Origin of the sequence: Bacillus sp. lyk4-R2A-2 (genome assembly GCF_030209735.1) — a bacterium.
Taxonomy (GTDB): Bacteria; Bacillota; Bacilli; order Bacillales; family Bacillaceae; genus Bacillus; species Bacillus pumilus.
This window is the reverse complement of the sequence record NZ_JARVRK010000010.1, coordinates 1-18586: the sequence shown is the minus strand read 5'-3', so window position 1 is coordinate 18586 and position 18586 is coordinate 1. Positions and strand designations below refer to the sequence as shown.

Below are 18586 nucleotides of genomic sequence, written 5' to 3'. Positions count from 1 at the left end.
AGATATGCATAAAAAACCCTCACTTCCATCATAAGTGAGGGGCACTTGTCAAAAATGTAATCCACCAATTGTACGGCCTTCGTTCACAATAATCTTAGGGGTCACCGTTTTATAGTTTCTCTTTTTTAAGAATCCATAGGGGGTCTTAATGGTAAATGTCGCATGTCCTACAGCATCGCCTGTTTTGGCATAGGCCTGCCACACAATCTTTGAACAATAAGTCGGGTCCAGTGATTGAATAGACATGGTGATGGAGTATCGAGCCTTTGGATGAGCTTTCACATAATCGCGCGCCCATTCCCCAGCTAGGTCTGCTGTTTTCTCTTGATTAATACGAATGACCTTTGTATTGGCATTATAGCGAAACCAGTTAAGAATGGAATCAAGCTGAGGATGCTGTCGAAACCCTGGAATAGAAGCAAAGCTCTTCTCATTAATGACGATACCTGCATGTCCAACGATGCCCTTCAAAGCATCAGTGTTTGTCACCAATATATCCCCTTTTTTAGGCAAAATATCGGTACCAGGATACGGCTTTCCTAAAAGGCGCTTGATGGTGTGCGGCTTTTCATCCGTCACAAACTCATCCTGCTTGTTTTGTTGTAAGCCATAAGCCTTCAAATGATCGCCAGCTGAAATCAGGTCAATTGTGTCGTCCTGAGACTCATGCTCATGATTTAATTGATCTAAAGTGATCTCCTTCGAAACAACACCTTGTTTCTTCAGGACGTTCAGTTCTTTTTTGGTCAGCGGACTTTCTTCTGCAGGAACCGTTGGCGAATTCACAGCAAATGTGGTTGTTTCATTTGTAAAAAGAGAAAAAGAAAATAGTAAATAACAAATAATAACAAAATTCGTCTTTTTCATTTTCATCGAGTCATGTCACCTCCTTTCCTCTATGAAAATCATATTTTACCAATTTGTGAATAATAAGTAAATATAAAGTAGAACCAATAAAAAAAGCTGACGAGTGGCTCTCATCAGCTTTTTTCTATTTAGGAATCCGAATTGTTAATTGGATATATTCCTCAAATTCTTCTTCCTCGGTATTTATTTTAAGCCCGCTGTCTTCTACCATATGGAGAGACTGACGAATGGTATTCATCGCAATTCGTGTATCACGACTAAACGCCTTACGTTTTGGCTTCGGTTTACGATCTGTTTTTTGTTCAAGCATTTTCACTACACGCTCTTCAGTCTGTTTTACATTCAGCTGCTTTTCGATGATTTCCTGCAATAGCGCGATTTGTAATTCTGGAAGCTTTAGGGGTACAAGTGAACGTGCATGCCTTTCAGAGATTTTTTTCTCTAGGATGGCCTGTTGTACCTCTTCAGGCAACTTTAAAAGTCTTAATTTGTTTGCAACAGTTGATTGTCCCTTACCTAGACGCTGAGCAAGCGCTTCCTGTGTTAAATCATGAAGCTCTAAAAGACGTGCATAGGCATGAGCCTCTTCAATAGCAGACAGCTCTTCTCTTTGCAAATTTTCAATCAATGCCACAGATGCCGTTTCCGTATCAGTAAAATCTTTTATAATAGCGGGGATTTTCTCCCAGTGAAGAGTCTGTACCGCTCTCCAACGTCTTTCGCCGGCGATCAGTTCATATTTTCCTTCTTCTTCTGTCGGTCTGACAACAATAGGTTGAATAATGCCATGGGTATGAATCGTCGTGGCCAGCTCATGTATCTTTTCTTCTGAAAAAATGGTGCGTGGCTGAAAACGGTTTGGCATAATTGTGTCGACCGGGAGCTCCTGTATCTCTTCCTTTAATGTATCATGCTCAGCAATCTCTGCCTCTATTTCGGTTTCACGCTCAGGATGTTCTTTGTCACCAAGCCCGAAGAAGCGTGAGAGTGAATGCTTCATGAACCTACACCACCTTTAAAAACTACCTTTTTATAATTCTATTTTCTCATGTTTTTTCCTTCTGTAAAATCTTAAATATTGAAGAAAAACCGACCTTTTACATGATCAACCTTCTATTGGTGATTTATTAGGTGTTCCTGGTTTTCTAGGATATTTTTTTGGTGTTTGCTTTTTCTTTTCAATGACAATGATGTTCCGTTCGCTTTCTTCTAAAGGAAGAACAAAGGAATGCTTTTCAACAACCTCTCCTCCGAGGACAGTAACGGCTTTCTTCCCTGCTTGCATTTCTTCATCAGCAGCAGATGCTTTTAATGCCACAAACAATCCTTCCTTTTTTACAAGGGGCAGACATAGTTCGCTCAAGACGGATAAACGCGCAACCGCTCTAGCAGTGACAAGATCATAGCTTTCACGCTTTTCCTTACGTTGTCCAAACGTCTCCGCACGATCATGATAAAAAGTAGTATCTTGTAAGTTTAACCCTTTTGCTAACTCATTGAGAAACGTAATTCGTTTCTGAAGAGAATCAACAATGGTCACATGTAGATGAGGGAAGCAAATTTTAAGAGGAATGCTTGGGAAACCAGCACCAGCTCCTATATCGCAAATCGTCGTTACTTTGTGAAAATCAATGAAAAATGATGCGGAAATTGAATCATAAAAATGCTTTAAATACACTTCTTCCTTTTCAGTAATGGACGTCAAATTCATTTTCTCGTTCCATTCTACAAGCATGCGGAAGTAAGTTTCAAATTGTTCAAGCTGCACAGGAGAAAGGGTCATCCCTTTCTCCTCTAGTGCTGCTGTAAATTGTTCAATGTTCATGCCGACATCCTTTCTATTCTGCTATCTTCGCAATACGTCCCTGCTCTAAATATACTAAAAGGATAGAAATATCAGCAGGGTTAACGCCTGAAATACGAGAAGCCTGTGCAACAGAAAGCGGTCGGACTTCTTTCAGCTTTTGTTTCGCTTCAGTTGCAATCCCTTTGATGGCATCATAATCAATACGATCAGGAATCTTTTTGTTCTCCATCTTTTTCAGCTTTTCAACTTGTTGGAGTGACTTTTCAATATAACCTTCGTATTTAATTTGAATCTCTACCTGCTCACACACATCAGAAGGAAGCGGTGTTTCAGCAGGAGCTAACGTCACAACAGATTCATAGTTCATTTCTGGACGCTTCATCAAATCACTTGCACGAATACCGTCCTTCAGCTCACTTCCACCAAGTGAACGAATAAATTCTTGTGTCTCTGCTGTGGGTTTAATGATGACAGAATATAAACGTTTTTTCTCTGCTTCAATGGCTTCTTTTTTCTGCTGGTATGCCTGGAATCTTTCTTGAGAAATTAATCCAATATGATAGCCAAGTTCAGTTAATCTTAAATCCGCATTGTCATGACGAAGAAGCAAACGATACTCTGCACGGGATGTCAAAAGACGGTAAGGTTCATTTGTTCCCTTTGTGACAAGGTCATCAATGAGAACACCGATATATGCATCAGATCGGCTTAAAATGACTTCTTCTTTACCCAATGCTTTTCTTCCTGCATTAATACCTGCCATAATCCCTTGACCTGCTGCTTCCTCATAGCCTGACGTACCATTAATTTGGCCGGCTGTATATAATCCAGAAATTTTCTTCGTCTCAAGTGTAGGCCACAACTGAGTAGGCACAATTGCATCATACTCAATGGCATAACCCGCTCTCATCATTTGTACATTTTCGAGCCCTGGGATGGTGGAAAGCATGCGCTGCTGTACATCCTCTGGAAGACTTGTAGATAATCCTTGAACATACACTTCCTGCGTATTACGACCTTCTGGCTCTAAGAAAATTTGATGTCTTGGTTTGTCATTGAAACGAACCACTTTATCTTCAATGGAAGGGCAGTATCTAGGACCAGTTCCTTTAATCATACCTGAATACATTGGAGAACGGTGAAGATTCTCATCAATAATTTGATGTGTTTCTAAACTCGTATAAGTTAACCAGCATGGCAGTTGATCAGTAATATATTCAACCGTTTCATAGGAAAACGCCCGCGGAACGTCATCACCTGGTTGAATTTCTGTTTTACTATAGTCAATCGAGTGACTATTCACTCGAGGAGGTGTTCCTGTTTTAAAGCGAACCAAATCGAATCCTAACTCTGCTAGGTGATCCGATAATTTGATGGATGGCTGCTGGTTATTAGGACCACTTGAATACGATAGATCCCCTAAAATAATGCGGCCTTTTAAGAAAGTCCCAGTCGTTAATACAACAGACTTCGCACGATAGTTTGCTCCTGTTTGGGTAACGACACCTTTACATTCATCATCTTCTACAATTAAATGATCCACCATCCCTTGAAGCATTGTCAGGTTCGGTTCATTTTCCATTGTTTTTTTCATTTCATGCTGATATTGGAACTTATCTGCTTGCGCTCTTAACGCACGGACAGCAGGTCCTTTCCCCGTATTCAGCATGCGCATTTGGATATGCGTCTTATCTATATTTCGTGCCATTTCTCCGCCCAGTGCATCAATTTCTCTAACGACAATCCCTTTTGCAGGACCGCCTACGGACGGATTACATGGCATAAAAGCAACCATATCGAGGTTGATAGTCAATACAAGTGTTTTGGCGCCCTGTCTTGCAGAAGCAAGAGCAGCCTCAACCCCAGCATGACCGGCACCCACGACGATGACGTCATAATTGCCAGCTTCATAACCCATTTCTTATGTTCCTCCCTTTACTTTCCTAAACAGAATTGAGAGAATAACTGATCAATCAAGCTTTCATGAACAGCATCTCCTATAATTTCACCGAGCTGTTCCCAGCAGCGTGTTAAATCTATTTGAACAATGTCGATCGGTACGTCCATTGCAATTCCTTCAAGAGCATCCTCAATTGACTGTTTTGCTGCCTGAAGTAAGGCAATATGCCTTGTATTACTTACATACGTTAAATCTCCACTTTCAATTGATCCAGTGAAGAACAGTGATTGAATCGCCATTTCTAGCTCATCAATGCCCTTTTCTTGTAATAATGATGTAGTGACCACCGGACGATCCTTCGCTAACTGCTTGACCTTTTCTACATCAAGCTTAGGCTCAAGGTCTGTCTTATTCACAATTACGATGATATCCATACCTGAGACAGCCTCAAAAAGCTTAATATCTTCTTCTGATAATTCTTCGCTATAATTGAGCACAAGTAAAATCAGGTCAGCTTCTTTTAAGACCTGTCTAGATCGTTCAACCCCTATACGCTCAACAATGTCCTCAGTCTCACGTATACCCGCAGTATCGACTAGACGGAGGGGTACACCTCTTACATTCACATATTCCTCAATGACATCTCTCGTAGTTCCAGGAATATCTGTGACAATCGCCTTTGTTTCCTGTACAAGACTATTCAGCAAGGAAGACTTACCAACATTCGGTCTTCCTATAATTACAGTGGATAAGCCCTCTCGAAGGATTTTCCCCTGCTGAGAGGTCGAGAGCAGCGACTCAATTTCTTTTTTGACCGATGTCGCTTTTTCCACTAAAACGCGATGTGTCATTTCTTCAACATCGTCATACTCTGGGTAGTCAATATTGACTTCAATATGCGCCAGTGTTTCTAGGATCTCGCCGCGCAGTCGCTGAACCAAACCGGAGAGTCGTCCCTCCATTTGAGTGATTGCTACATTCATCGCACGATCCGTCTTTGCCCGAATCAAATCCATGACAGCCTCTGCTTGCGATAGATCTATTCTTCCATTTAAGAAAGCACGCTTTGTGAACTCACCTGGCTCCGCTAATCTTGCTCCTTCTCTTAAAGCAAGCTGCAATACTTTATTGACCGTTACAATTCCGCCATGGCAGTTAATCTCAATAACGTCTTCTCTCGTAAATGTTTTTGGCGCTCGAAGTACTGACACCATGACCTCTTCTATTACTTGATCAGTCCTTGCATCCACGATATGACCATAATGAATGGTATGAGAATCCACTGATACAAGTTTTTTCTCCTTAGGCCCTTTATACATCCGATCAGCGATCTGTACCGCCTCAGGCCCACTTAAACGAATAATCGCAATTGCTCCTTCACCCATCGGTGTCGAAATGGCTGCAATTGTATCCATCGCTCAATCACCTCTTTCTCTACTTTAATAGACAGTCTTTTATCTATTAAATGGACGTTATCCATCTCTATATCAAAAACGCTTAATCCAAAATTTAAAGATACCATAAATGAAAGCGAAGTGAAAGTATCCTCCATCTAATTATCCACAGCTTGGCATCCTATCTATTTTAACACTTAACTTATCCACATGTGAATAACGACGTTCTCAACTCATCTTCACATCTTACACCGAAACCCAATAAATTTAAACGCCCCGATGCCTTTGTTTACTTGTGAAAATAGCATTTTCCACTCAAATTACACCCTAACTTTTTAGAAATAAAGGATGAATCTTCTATAGAAACACAATTTTTCAATAAAAAAAGACTAAAATCCAGCTTTGCTGAATTCTAGCCTTTCTGTTATTTTTTATACAGCACCACAACATGACGCTTACTGCCTGTATCTTCCGATGCCGTTGCTAGTTCTTTAGAAAAAGCAGCGATTGTATCATGAATTACTTTTCGTTCGTTCGAAGGCATTGGTTCTAAATGAACCTTTCTCTTCGTTTTTAAAACTTTGTTTGCTGTCTTGACGGCATATTGTTCAAGTGCTTCTTGTCGCTTCTTCCTATAATCTCCAATATCAATGGTAATATGATGATACTGATCAGAATAGCGATTAAACACTAACTGTACCAAGGTTTCTAAAGAGTACAAAGTTTGACCTCTTTTTCCAATCATTAATGACGTTTTATCTCCATCAATGTGGAAAGAAATCTTTTTCGGTTCCTGTTTGGAAACAATCTTCGCTTTAGGATCAATTGATTTAACAATATTATCTAAATACTGTGTAGCTAATTTAAGAGCATTTCTCTTTTCTATCAATTTGACTACAGCTTGTCTTTTGCCAAATAATCCTAAGAACCCTTTATTTCCTTCATCAACTATTGTGATATCTACTTCTTCTTTTAGAAGCTGCATTTGTTTAAGTCCGGAAACTACTGCTTCTTCGATTGTGCGACCGACAGCAGTTATTTCCTTCATTTTTTATTCCCGCCAGCTTTTTCTTTTGTATCTAATTTTACTTGAGGAGTTTTAATCACTAATGTTTGGATGATCATGAAAATGTTACCTACAACCCAGTACAATGAAAGTGCTGCTGGGAAACTAATAGCAAATACAATGATCATAATCGGCATAACCCACAGCATGATCGCCATTTGAGGGTTGTCCGAAGGATTTCCAGCCATCATCAGTTTTTGCTGAATGAATGTAGCTACCCCCGCAATGATCGGTAATAGGAACAATGGATCTGGACTGCCTAAGTCAAACCATAAGAATGTATGCTTTTTAATTTCTGCTGTTCTCATAATCGCATGATAAAAACCGATTAGGATTGGCATCTGAATTAAAATTGGGAAACAGCCAGCCAATGGATTGACGCCATTCTTTTGGAAAAGGGCCATTGTTTCCTGCTGAAGCTGCTGCTGAGTTTTTTGATCTTTAGAGCTATATTTTTCACGAAGTTTTTTCAATTCAGGCTGCAATGCTTGCATTGCTTTTGTACTTCTTAACTGCTTAATCATTAATGGTAAAATGAGCAAACGGATTAACAGTGTCACAATAATGATCGCAACCCCGTAGTTTTCACCAGTCAAATTTGCCATGTACGTGATTAATTGAGATAGCGGGTAAACAATATATGAGTTCCAGAATCCCTTACTATCTGATGTGATTGGTTCATTAATCTGTGTACATCCTGCCAATAGAACCAATGCGCCAATCAAGCTAAATATTAGTAATAATCGCCTTTTCAACAAGATTCCTCCCATTACTTCAAACTTTATTTAAGTTGGAATTGATTACGAAAGTGACTCACCTAATCAGTATGGTAACATTTTTTCATTACAAAGTGGTGGTTTCATTTTAATTCACTAGATGAAGGAAGCGCTTTTAAAAATTGATTCAACGAAAGTTTCTATTACGAAGACTTTTTCGGTTGTTGTTGATAAACAGCGGATTTTCTAAATAAATGTTGGAGAGACTTCTTTGTTTCTTCAAAGGTCAATTCACTTGCCGGTTTTCTTGCAATGACAATGTAGTCTTTTTCTTGCTTTAACTTATGACCTTCCTCTAAAAACACCTGGCGGATCAGTCGTTTAATACGATTTCTCATCACTGCATTACCAATCTTCTTACTGACAGACAATCCTAAACGCAGTTCATCTTGATTTGGTTGATCCAGCTGGTAAATAACGAATTGGCGGTTCGCCATTGATTGACCTTTTTTGAACACCTTTTGAAACTCTTCATTTTTTTTTAGCCTGTTTCGCTTCTTCATGTTTTCTTCCACTCCGATAAAAACTGACAGTTCAATTACGATTTTATGTAAAAAAGACCACTGACATTATTCAGTGGCCTAAGCTGATAATTTTTTTCTACCTTTGCTGCGGCGTCGCTTTAAAACTAGACGTCCGTTTTTAGAACTCATACGGCTGCGGAAGCCATGAACTTTACTACGCTTACGGTTATTTGGTTGAAACGTTCTTTTCATTTATGACACCTCCCTGAGGAATAGCTGTTTAAGACAGTCTAACTCATTATATTTGTGTAACCCATCGATTGTCAATATCAATGATAAAACTCTTATTATCAACCTTATAAGCATAACATAATTTATCAAACGAAGAAACCTTCTTTTTCAGTTTCCAACATTTTATTCTTTTTTTCCTCCTAAAAAGCCTCCAAAACAAGGGTGTGGATATTTTTCCGGCATATTTAGACTATCCACATCCATTATCGACATTTTTTTCACACAAATAACCGATGTGGATAATTATTTTTCAACAGGATGTAAAGTGTGTGGATAAGTTTGTGACACCCATTGCACCATCTCGTTTATTTTGATATTATATTTGTGTTTTAACTCTTAATTACTTATCTGACCTATTTGCGTTATCCACAATCTGTGGATAAGCTGTGGAAAGATATTACACAGGTTGTTGAATTGTTTATCCACAGGCTGTGTAATTTGTCGAAAAGACGTTTTTCTACTATATTATTTGTTTTCAACAATGTATGTGCACGAATGGTGATGACCATTTGCTCTTTTTCGTGTTCTATAACAGTTTGATACTGGTCATTTTAAAAAGAAAAGGAGGGGGGAGAAGCCTTATGGAAAATATTTTGGATCTGTGGAATAAAGCACTTCAAAAAATAGAGACAAAGTTGAGCAAACCCAGTTTTGAGACATGGATGAAATCGACAAAAGCCCATTCTCTTCAAGGTGATACGCTTACAATTACCGCACCAAATGAATTTGCTAGAGACTGGCTGGAATCAAGATATCTTCACTTAATTGCTGATACCATCTACGAACTGACAGGTGAAGAGCTCAGTATTAAATTTATTATTCCTCAAAATCAGGATGAAGTGGAAGCTATGCCAAAGTCTCCAATTAAAAAAATGTCTAAAGAAGATCCCGTCGATATTCCACAAAATATGCTGAATCCAAAATATACATTTGATACTTTTGTTATTGGTTCAGGCAACCGATTTGCGCATGCCGCTTCACTTGCAGTTGCGGAAGCACCAGCAAAAGCATATAATCCGCTCTTTATTTATGGGGGCGTTGGTTTAGGAAAGACTCACTTGATGCATGCGATTGGTCATTATGTCATCGACCATAATCCATCAGCCAAAGTGGTCTATCTATCATCTGAAAAATTTACAAATGAATTTATCAACTCAATCCGAGACAACAAAGCTGTCGATTTCCGTAATCGCTATCGGAATGTCGATGTGCTTTTGATAGATGATATTCAATTTTTAGCAGGAAAAGAACAAACACAAGAAGAATTTTTCCATACATTCAACACACTTCACGAAGAAAGTAAGCAAATCGTCATTTCTAGTGATCGGCCGCCGAAAGAAATTCCGACACTTGAAGACAGATTACGCTCTCGATTCGAATGGGGCTTAATCACAGACATTACCCCGCCAGATTTAGAAACGCGTATTGCGATTTTACGAAAAAAGGCAAAAGCAGAGGGATTAGACATTCCGAATGAAGTCATGCTTTATATTGCCAATCAAATCGACAGCAACATTCGTGAACTGGAGGGTGCTTTGATTCGTGTCGTTGCTTATTCTTCTTTAATTAATAAAGATATCAATGCGGATCTAGCAGCTGAAGCGCTAAAGGACATCATTCCTTCATCGAAGCCAAGGATCATTACAATTAAAGATATTCAAAGAATTGTAGGGCAGCAATTTAATATTCGCTTAGAGGATTTCAAAGCGAAGAAACGTACGAAGTCAGTTGCTTATCCAAGACAAATTGCCATGTATCTCTCTAGAGAAATGACCGATTCCTCTCTGCCTAAAATAGGAGAAGAATTTGGAGGTCGTGATCATACGACTGTCATTCATGCTCATGAGAAGATTTCGAAATTAATCGTTGAAGATGAACAGCTTCAGCAGCATGTGAAAGAAATCAAAGAACAATTAAAATAACCTAGCTGATATAATAAGTACGGGAAAATGTGAATAACTAGAGCATAGTCATACACAGTCTGTCCACATGTGGATAGGCTGTCTTTCCTTTCTTATTACCGACTTATCCACATATTCACAAGCCCTACTATTACTTCTACGATTTTTATTAATAAAATATATATACATGTCATTAAGAAAATTTAGGAGGACCACTATGAAATTCACGATTCAAAAAGATCGTCTTGTCGAAAGTGTCCAAGATGTATTAAAGGCCGTATCCTCTAGAACAACGATACCTATTTTGACAGGGATAAAAATTGTTGCATCTGATGAGGGGGTTTCTCTCACAGGAAGCGACTCTGATATCTCAATTGAATCCTTTATTTCTCAAAGAGATGGAGATTTAGAAGTGATCACGATTGATCGTCCAGGGAGTATTGTGCTTCAGGCCCGCTTCTTTAGTGAAATTGTGAAGAAACTGCCAATGGCTACTGTCGAAATTGAAGTAGAACAAAATCACCTCACCATCATCCGTTCTGGTTCAGCGGAATTTAACTTAAACGGCTTAGATGCTGAGGAATATCCGCATCTTCCGCAAATTGAAGAGCATCATGCATTTCAAATTCCGACAGACCTGCTTAAAAACTTAATTCGTCAAACTGTTTTTGCAGTGTCCACCTCAGAAACACGACCTATCTTGACAGGTGTAAACTGGAGAGTAGAAAAAGGTGAATTAATATGCACAGCGACGGATAGCCACCGTCTTGCTTTGAGAAAAGCGAAGTTGGATATTGACGAGGAAAGCTCATACAATGTCGTGATTCCAGGGAAAAGTTTAACAGAGCTAAGTAGAATCCTTGATGATGGACAAGATCTTGTGAGCATCGTAATTACAGAAACTCAAGTTCTCTTTAAAGCACAAAACGTGTTGTTCTTCTCAAGATTGCTGGATGGTAATTATCCAGATACAGCTCGCCTGATCCCGCAGGAAAGTAAAACGGATGTCGTGGTCAACACGAAGGAATTCCTTCAAGCCATTGATCGTGCATCACTTTTGGCAAGAGAAGGACGCAATAACGTCGTAAAGCTGTCAGCTGATCCTGAACAAAGCCTTGAGATTTCTTCTAATTCACCTGAGATCGGTAAAGTAGTCGAAACGGTTCAAGCAGATGACATTAAAGGGGAGGACCTTAAAATCTCCTTCAGTCCAAAATATATGCTGGATGCGTTAAAAGTATTAGAGGGAACTGAAATTCATGTAAGCTTCACTGGTGCCATGAGACCTTTCCTGTTGCGCACGCCAAATGATGATTCAATCTTGCAGTTGATTCTTCCAGTCAGAACATATTAATTCAATCTAAAATAGCTGCTGTGAGAGTGCACAGCAGCTTTTCTTCTCGTTTACCATGCTTTCTTTCATCCCAGTTCGCTTTCCCCCTTTCCTTCTTGTCTTGTTTTTTAGTACAATTAGATATTAGTGATATTGAAAGAGGTCGATACAATGCCTAATCTTATAACCATTGAGAAAGAAATGATTACATTAGGGCAGTTTTTGAAATTAGCCGAAGTCATCCAATCTGGCGGAATGGCGAAATGGTTTTTAAGTGAACATGAGGTGTTCATTAATCAAGAGCCAGATAATAGACGGGGACGCAAACTATACCCAGGAGATGTTGTCGAGATAGAAGGTTATGGCACATTTCAAGTTGTGAATTAGAAACGGGTGACAATACATGTACATTCAAAGTCTGGCGTTAACTTCATACCGAAACTATGAACACACCGAGCTTCAATTCGACAACAAGGTGAATGTCATGATCGGTGAGAATGCCCAAGGTAAAACGAACTTGATGGAAGCGATCTATGTATTGTCGATGGCAAAGTCGCATCGTACGTCAAATGATAAAGAACTTATCCGATGGGACCAAGACTATGCTAAAATAGAAGGTAGAGTCATCAAAAAAAATGGTCCACTCCCAATGCAGCTAGTGATCTCAAAAAAAGGGAAAAAGGGCAAGGTCAATCACATTGAACAACAGAAGCTCAGTCATTATGTTGGTGCGTTAAACACCATCATGTTTGCACCAGAGGACTTAAGTCTTGTGAAGGGCAGCCCGCAAATCCGCAGAAGATTTCTCGATATGGAGATTGGACAAGTTTCTGCTGTCTACTTGCATGATTTATCGCTCTATCAAAAAATTCTCTCTCAGCGGAATCATTACTTGAAACAATTGCAGACAAGAAAGCAAAAGGATCAAGCGATGCTGGAGGTTTTAACAGAGCAGTTGATTGATGCGGCAGCGAAAGTTGTCAAAAGACGACTGACTTTTACGAAACAGCTCGAGAAATGGGCGCAGCCGTTGCATTTTGGCATTTCTAGAGAGCTAGAAACACTCACGCTCCAATACCACACGGCGATAGAGGTATCAGAAGCGTCAGACTTGTCGAAAATAAAGAATAGCTATGAAGAATCGTTTCAGAAACTAAGAGACAGAGAAATAGACCGAGGAGTGACGCTGTGGGGACCTCACAGAGATGACCTTCTTTTCTTTGTGAATGGTCGGGATGTTCAGACATATGGCTCTCAAGGGCAGCAAAGAACAACAGCTCTTTCACTAAAGCTGGCAGAAATCGACTTGATACACGAAGAGATTGGAGAATATCCCATTCTTCTACTCGATGATGTTTTATCTGAACTTGATGATTACAGACAGTCTCATTTGCTCCATACCATTCAGGGACGTGTACAGACCTTCGTCACCACAACAAGTGTTGAAGGCATCGATCACGCCACCTTGAAAGAAGCGGAAATTTTCAGAGTAGCCAGTGGAAAAGTAATTGACTGATAAATGAGGTGTGGGTCTTGTATATTCATTTAGGTGATGATTGTGTTGTTTCTACACGAGAGATTGTCGCAATTGTTGATTACAAAATGAGGTCGTCTTCTGTTGTGGAAGAGTTTCTCCTAAAACACGAAAGACAAATCATTTCGTTATCACAAGGGACACCCAAATCCATCGTCGTCACAACTAAATCTGTTTATTACTCTCCTCTTTCCTCAAGCACGCTCAAAAAACGTGCTTCATTTGTGATTGAAATTGAAGTCTAAAAGCTCAATTCATATAAATATATCGTTTAAGAAAAGTGTAGGTGAATGTACGTGGCAATGGAACAGCAACATAATAGTTATGATGAAAATCAGATACAGGTGCTTGAAGGACTAGAAGCTGTTAGAAAACGTCCAGGAATGTACATTGGGTCAACCAGTGCAAAAGGACTTCACCATCTTGTATGGGAAATTGTCGACAACAGTATTGATGAGGCTTTAGCTGGATATTGCACAGATATTACGGTGCAAATTGAAAAGGATAATAGCATTACAGTGAAAGATAATGGCCGCGGAATTCCTGTTGGGATTCATGAGAAAATGGGACGTCCTGCTGTAGAGGTTATTATGACTGTTCTTCACGCTGGCGGTAAATTTGACGGCAGCGGTTATAAAGTATCTGGCGGTCTGCATGGCGTAGGGGCATCTGTTGTTAATGCGTTATCTACGACCTTAGACGTGACCGTATATCGTGATGGGAAGATTCATTATCAACAATTCAAACGTGGTGTTCCAGTTGGAGATTTAGAGATCATTGGTGAAACAGATGTTACAGGGACAACCACTCATTTTGTGCCAGATACAGAAATTTTTACTGAAACCATTGAATTTGATTACGACACACTTGCCAACCGGGTACGTGAGTTAGCTTTCTTAACAAAAGGTGTCAACATCGTTATTGAAGATTTACGCGAGGGGAAAGAACGACGAAATGAATACTGCTATGAAGGCGGTATTAAGAGCTATGTAGAACATTTAAATCGCTCAAAAGAAGTCGTTCATGAAGAACCCGTTTACATCGAAGGTGAAAAAGATGGAATCACGGTTGAAGTGGCATTACAATATAACGATTCCTATACAAGCAACATCTATTCCTTCGCCAACAATATCAACACGTATGAAGGCGGAACACACGAAGCAGGCTTTAAAACAGGTCTGACGCGTGTCATCAATGATTATGCTCGTAAAAATGGCGTATTCAAAGATGGAGACTCGAATTTGAGCGGTGAAGATGTGCGAGAGGGCTTAACAGCCATTATCTCCATCAAACATCCAGATCCTCAATTCGAAGGACAAACGAAGACAAAGCTCGGGAACTCAGAAGCAAGAACCATCACAGACTCCCTTTTCTCTGAAGCACTTGAGAAATTCCTCTTAGAGAACCCTGATGCTGCAAAGAAAATTGTGGAGAAAGGCGTGATGGCAGCTCGTGCAAGAATGGCTGCCAAAAAGGCACGTGAGCTGACAAGACGTAAAAGTGCACTGGAAGTCTCCAGCTTACCGGGGAAACTGGCGGATTGTTCTTCTAAAGACCCTTCCATCTCTGAACTTTATATCGTAGAGGGAGATTCTGCGGGTGGATCTGCTAAGCAAGGTCGTGATCGTCACTTCCAAGCAATCTTACCGTTAAGAGGGAAGATCCTAAACGTAGAAAAAGCGCGACTAGATAAAATTCTATCGAACAACGAGGTTCGGTCAATGATTACAGCGTTAGGGACTGGAATCGGAGAAGACTTTAATTTAGAGAAAGCTCGCTATCACAAAGTTGTGATCATGACAGATGCGGATGTCGATGGAGCGCACATTCGAACGCTGCTTTTAACATTCTTCTATCGCTACATGCGTGAAATCATTGAAAACGGTTATGTGTATATTGCGCAGCCACCTTTATTTAAAGTGCAGCAAGGTAAACGTGTTGAGTATGTGTATAACGATAAACAGCTAGATGATCTGCTAAAGACATTGCCTCAAACACCAAAACCTGGACTTCAGCGCTATAAAGGTCTTGGAGAAATGAACGCAACTCAGCTTTGGGAAACAACAATGGACCCTGATGCGAGAACACTTCTTCAAGTCACACTTGAGGATGCGATCGATGCTGATGAGACATTTGAAATGCTCATGGGAGATAAAGTAGAGCCGAGAAGAAACTTTATCGAAGAAAATGCGCAATACGTGAAAAACCTCGATATTTAGATAGATCCCTACTGAGAACAACCTTATTTCTTGTTTGGAATAAGGTTGTTTTTCAAGAAATAGGGGCGTGTAACCAATGTCCTGTTTTTCCGTGTTTTCGCTGATTTTCTAGTAAATAAATGTGTATAAAGACGAGATTATTGATATAATGGAGAATAGTCTTGTGAAGATAAATACATATTTTACTCCCACATAATTTATTTCATGTGATACGTAAAGGGAGGTTCTTATAGTGAGTGAACAACATACACCAAATGTACGCGAAGTGAATATTAGTCAGGAAATGCGTACGTCTTTTTTAGATTATGCAATGAGTGTGATTGTGTCGCGTGCATTACCAGATGTGCGTGACGGATTAAAGCCCGTGCATCGAAGAATTTTGTATGCGATGAATGACCTAGGTATGACAAGTGATAAACCATTTAAGAAATCTGCACGTATCGTCGGGGAAGTTATCGGTAAGTATCACCCTCATGGTGACAGTGCTGTATACGAAGCGATGGTTCGTATGGCGCAAGACTTCAACTATCGTTATATGTTAGTAGATGGTCATGGAAACTTTGGTTCAGTCGATGGAGACGGAGCAGCGGCGATGCGTTACACCGAGGCACGTCTATCGAAGATTTCTATGGAAATCCTCCGTGATATCACTAAGGATACCATTGATTATCAGGATAACTATGACGGCAGTGAAAGAGAGCCAATGGTGATGCCTGCAAGGTTCCCGAACTTATTGGTCAACGGAGCGACAGGAATTGCTGTAGGAATGGCGACCAATATTCCGCCACACCAATTAGGTGAAGTGATTGATGGGGTATTGGCTATCAGTCAAAACCCTGAAATGACTACACAGGAACTTATGGACATCATCCCAGGCCCAGATTTCCCAACAGCAGGTCAAATCATTGGCCGAAGTGGTATTCGGAAGGCGTATGAGACAGGGCGCGGCTCTATTACATTAAGAGCAAAATCGGATATTGAGGAAACATCTAGTGGTAAACAGCGCATTGTTATCAATGAGATCCCTTACCAAGTCAACAAAGCCCGTTTAATTGAAAAAATTGCTGATCTTGTGCGTGATAAAAAGATTGATGGCATTACAGACTTGCGTGATGAATCAGATCGTAATGGTATGCGTATTGTCATTGAACTGCGTAGAGATGCAAACGTTCATGTTCTATTAAACAATCTTTATAAACAAACGACACTTCAAACGTCTTTTGGTATCAACTTATTAGCACTTGTTGATGGACAGCCGAAAGTCTTGTCCCTCAAACAATGTCTAGAGTACTATCTAGAGCATCAAAAAGTGATCATTCGCAGAAGAACAGCGTATGAGCTACGTAAAGCAGAAGCAAGAGCACACATTTTAGAAGGTCTGAGAATTGCACTTGATCACTTAGATGAAGTCATTGCTTTAATTAGAGGCTCTCAAACTGCGGAAATTGCGAGAAATGGTTTGATGGAGAACTATAGCTTGTCTGAAAAACAGGCACAGGCCATTCTTGATATGCGACTTCAGCGTTTGACTGGTCTAGAACGAGAAAAGATAGAAGATGAATATAAAGGACTTGTTGATTTGATTGCTGAATTAAAAGCCATTTTAGCAGACAATGAGAAAGTACTTGAAATCATTAGAGAAGAATTAATAGAAATTAAAGAACGCTTCAATGATACGCGCCGTACTGAAATTGTGACAGCGGGTATTGAAACAATTGAAGACGAAGATTTGATTCCTGTTGAGAACATCGTGATTACGCTGACGCATAATGGTTATATCAAGCGTCTCCCTGCATCAACATACCGCAGTCAAAAAAGAGGCGGTAAAGGTGTCCAAGGAATGGGAACCAACGAAGATGATTTCGTTGAACAGTTGATTTCAACATCGACCCACGATACGATTCTTTTCTTCTCTAATAAAGGGAAGGTTTATCGTGCGAAAGGGTATGAGATTCCTGAATTCGGACGGACAGCGAAAGGGATTCCGATCATTAACCTTCTTGAAGTAGAAAAGGGAGAATGGATTAACGCCATTATTCCAGTAAGCGAATTTGATGAAAATTCGTATCTCTTCTTTACAACAAGACATGGTGTATCCAAACGGACGACATTGTCTCAGTTCGCTAACATTCGAAACAACGGTCTTATTGCACTTAGCCTTCGTGACGAAGATGAACTGATGGCCGTTCGTTTAACCAATGGAGAAAAACAAATCATCATTGGGACGAAAAAGGGGATGCTGATTCGTTTCGCCGAGACAGATGTTCGTGAAATGGGACGTACGGCAGCTGGGGTCAAAGGGATTACACTTTCTGAGGATGACATCGTCGTTGGAATGGAAATCCTTGAGCCAGATGCAAACGTATTGATCGTAACCGAAAGAGGTTATGGTAAATTAACGCCTGAAAAAGAATATCGTGTTCAAACTCGAGGCGGTAAAGGTCTTAAAACATGCAAGATCACTGACAACAATGGTCCGCTTGTCACAGTGAAGGCGACCAATGCTGAAGCTGAAGAAGACTTGATGATTATTACAGGGAGCGGTGTCATCATTCGTATGGCCGTTTCAGACATTTCGACAACAGGCCGTGTCACTCAAGGTGTCCGCCTAATCCGTCTTGGTGATGAGGAACATGTCGCAACAGTGGCATTAGTTGAACAATCACAAGAAGACGATGAAGATAATGAAGAGAACGTAGAGAATATAGAGTCAGATCAAGAGCAATCTGAGTAAAAATAAAGCCGGTTTTTCACCGGCTTTATTTTTTTTGAAAAAACATCACTTTTTTTGAAATTTATAATGCTTTTTTCATAGATATGTGTTAATCTTTCAAAGGAGCAAAAAGAGGCTCTATTTTTTATCTCATTCCCCAGTAAAAACTTCTTAGAAAAACAAAATGTTTTTTAAGAAAAATGTTGACTGTTGATAGAGATATATGATATATTTAAGTGGTCGCTTTAAGAGAGTGACACACAAGTTCTTTGAAAACTAAACAAGACAAAACGTACCTGTTAATTCGAGTTTTTATAAAAA

16 protein-coding genes are annotated in these 18586 nt (G+C 39.8%); 7 read left to right on the top strand and 9 right to left on the bottom strand.

Annotation, left to right across the window (positions count from 1 at the left end):
- Nucleotides 1–48: 48 nt before the first annotated feature.
- The 9 genes from QRN39_RS16710 to rpmH all read right to left on the bottom strand — a co-directional run bounded on the left by QRN39_RS16710 (nt 49) and on the right by rpmH (nt 8526).
- A complete protein-coding gene (locus tag QRN39_RS16710) occupies nt 49–873 on the bottom strand; it encodes a C40 family peptidase (RefSeq protein ID WP_251190535.1) in 825 nt (274 codons plus the stop codon).
- A 118-nt stretch (nt 874–991) separates the two neighbouring features.
- The gene (gene noc / locus QRN39_RS16705; protein ID WP_003214896.1) at nt 992–1867 is read right to left on the bottom strand and encodes a nucleoid occlusion protein; all 876 of its coding nucleotides are present in this window, start codon (nt 1865–1867) and stop codon (nt 992–994) included.
- 105 nt (nt 1868–1972) lie between these two features.
- Nucleotides 1973–2692 (bottom strand): 16S rRNA (guanine(527)-N(7))-methyltransferase RsmG, encoded by a 720-nt coding sequence (gene rsmG / locus QRN39_RS16700; RefSeq protein ID WP_003215161.1) that lies wholly within the window; start codon nt 2690–2692, stop codon nt 1973–1975.
- Between the two features lie 13 nt (nt 2693–2705).
- Nucleotides 2706–4592 carry a tRNA uridine-5-carboxymethylaminomethyl(34) synthesis enzyme MnmG gene (gene mnmG, locus QRN39_RS16695; RefSeq protein WP_065097567.1) on the bottom strand — a complete coding sequence of 629 codons (1887 nt, stop codon included), beginning with the start codon at nt 4590–4592 and terminating at the stop codon, nt 2706–2708.
- Between the two features lie 17 nt (nt 4593–4609).
- Nucleotides 4610–5989, bottom strand: coding sequence for a tRNA uridine-5-carboxymethylaminomethyl(34) synthesis GTPase MnmE (gene mnmE, locus QRN39_RS16690; protein WP_003214852.1), 1380 nt, complete (start codon nt 5987–5989; stop codon nt 4610–4612).
- 403 nt (nt 5990–6392) lie between these two features.
- Nucleotides 6393–7016: an RNA-binding cell elongation regulator Jag/EloR gene (gene jag / locus QRN39_RS16685; RefSeq protein WP_212046500.1), complete on the bottom strand. Its 624-nt coding sequence runs from the start codon at nt 7014–7016 to the stop codon at nt 6393–6395.
- Nucleotides 7013–7795 carry a YidC family membrane integrase SpoIIIJ gene (spoIIIJ, locus tag QRN39_RS16680; protein WP_095117972.1) on the bottom strand — a complete coding sequence of 261 codons (783 nt, stop codon included), beginning with the start codon at nt 7793–7795 and terminating at the stop codon, nt 7013–7015. Before spoIIIJ ends, jag begins: the two co-directional genes overlap by 4 nt.
- A gap of 158 nt (nt 7796–7953) precedes the next feature.
- The gene (gene rnpA, locus QRN39_RS16675) at nt 7954–8313 is read right to left on the bottom strand and encodes a ribonuclease P protein component (RefSeq protein ID WP_003214983.1); all 360 of its coding nucleotides are present in this window, start codon (nt 8311–8313) and stop codon (nt 7954–7956) included.
- A 78-nt stretch (nt 8314–8391) separates the two neighbouring features.
- Nucleotides 8392–8526, bottom strand: a complete 135-nt coding sequence (gene rpmH, locus QRN39_RS16670; protein WP_008360908.1) for a 50S ribosomal protein L34 — start codon at nt 8524–8526, stop codon at nt 8392–8394.
- Nucleotides 8527–9146: 620 nt separating this feature from the next.
- On the opposite strand from rpmH, the gene dnaA reads away from it, so the two are divergent.
- From dnaA to gyrA, 7 genes are all read left to right on the top strand, one after another.
- Entirely contained in the window at nt 9147–10487 is a 1341-nt protein-coding gene (gene dnaA, locus QRN39_RS16665) for a chromosomal replication initiator protein DnaA (protein ID WP_003214781.1), read from the top strand.
- A gap of 196 nt (nt 10488–10683) precedes the next feature.
- Nucleotides 10684–11820: a DNA polymerase III subunit beta gene (dnaN, locus tag QRN39_RS16660; protein WP_050944677.1), complete on the top strand. Its 1137-nt coding sequence runs from the start codon at nt 10684–10686 to the stop codon at nt 11818–11820.
- A gap of 150 nt (nt 11821–11970) precedes the next feature.
- A complete protein-coding gene (yaaA, locus tag QRN39_RS16655) occupies nt 11971–12186 on the top strand; it encodes a S4 domain-containing protein YaaA (protein ID WP_003215257.1) in 216 nt (71 codons plus the stop codon).
- Between the two features lie 16 nt (nt 12187–12202).
- Nucleotides 12203–13315: a DNA replication/repair protein RecF gene (gene recF, locus QRN39_RS16650; RefSeq protein ID WP_003215341.1), complete on the top strand. Its 1113-nt coding sequence runs from the start codon at nt 12203–12205 to the stop codon at nt 13313–13315.
- 17 nt (nt 13316–13332) lie between these two features.
- Nucleotides 13333–13578 (top strand): extracellular matrix regulator RemB, encoded by a 246-nt coding sequence (gene remB, locus QRN39_RS16645; RefSeq protein WP_212046499.1) that lies wholly within the window; start codon nt 13333–13335, stop codon nt 13576–13578.
- A 57-nt stretch (nt 13579–13635) separates the two neighbouring features.
- Complete coding sequence (gyrB, locus tag QRN39_RS16640) at nt 13636–15552, top strand: DNA topoisomerase (ATP-hydrolyzing) subunit B (protein ID WP_284907719.1); 1917 nt, start codon at nt 13636–13638, stop codon at nt 15550–15552.
- 232 nt (nt 15553–15784) lie between these two features.
- Nucleotides 15785–18286, top strand: a complete 2502-nt coding sequence (gene gyrA, locus QRN39_RS16635) for a DNA gyrase subunit A (protein ID WP_003214767.1) — start codon at nt 15785–15787, stop codon at nt 18284–18286.
- The last annotated feature ends 300 nt before the right edge of the window (nt 18287–18586 follow it).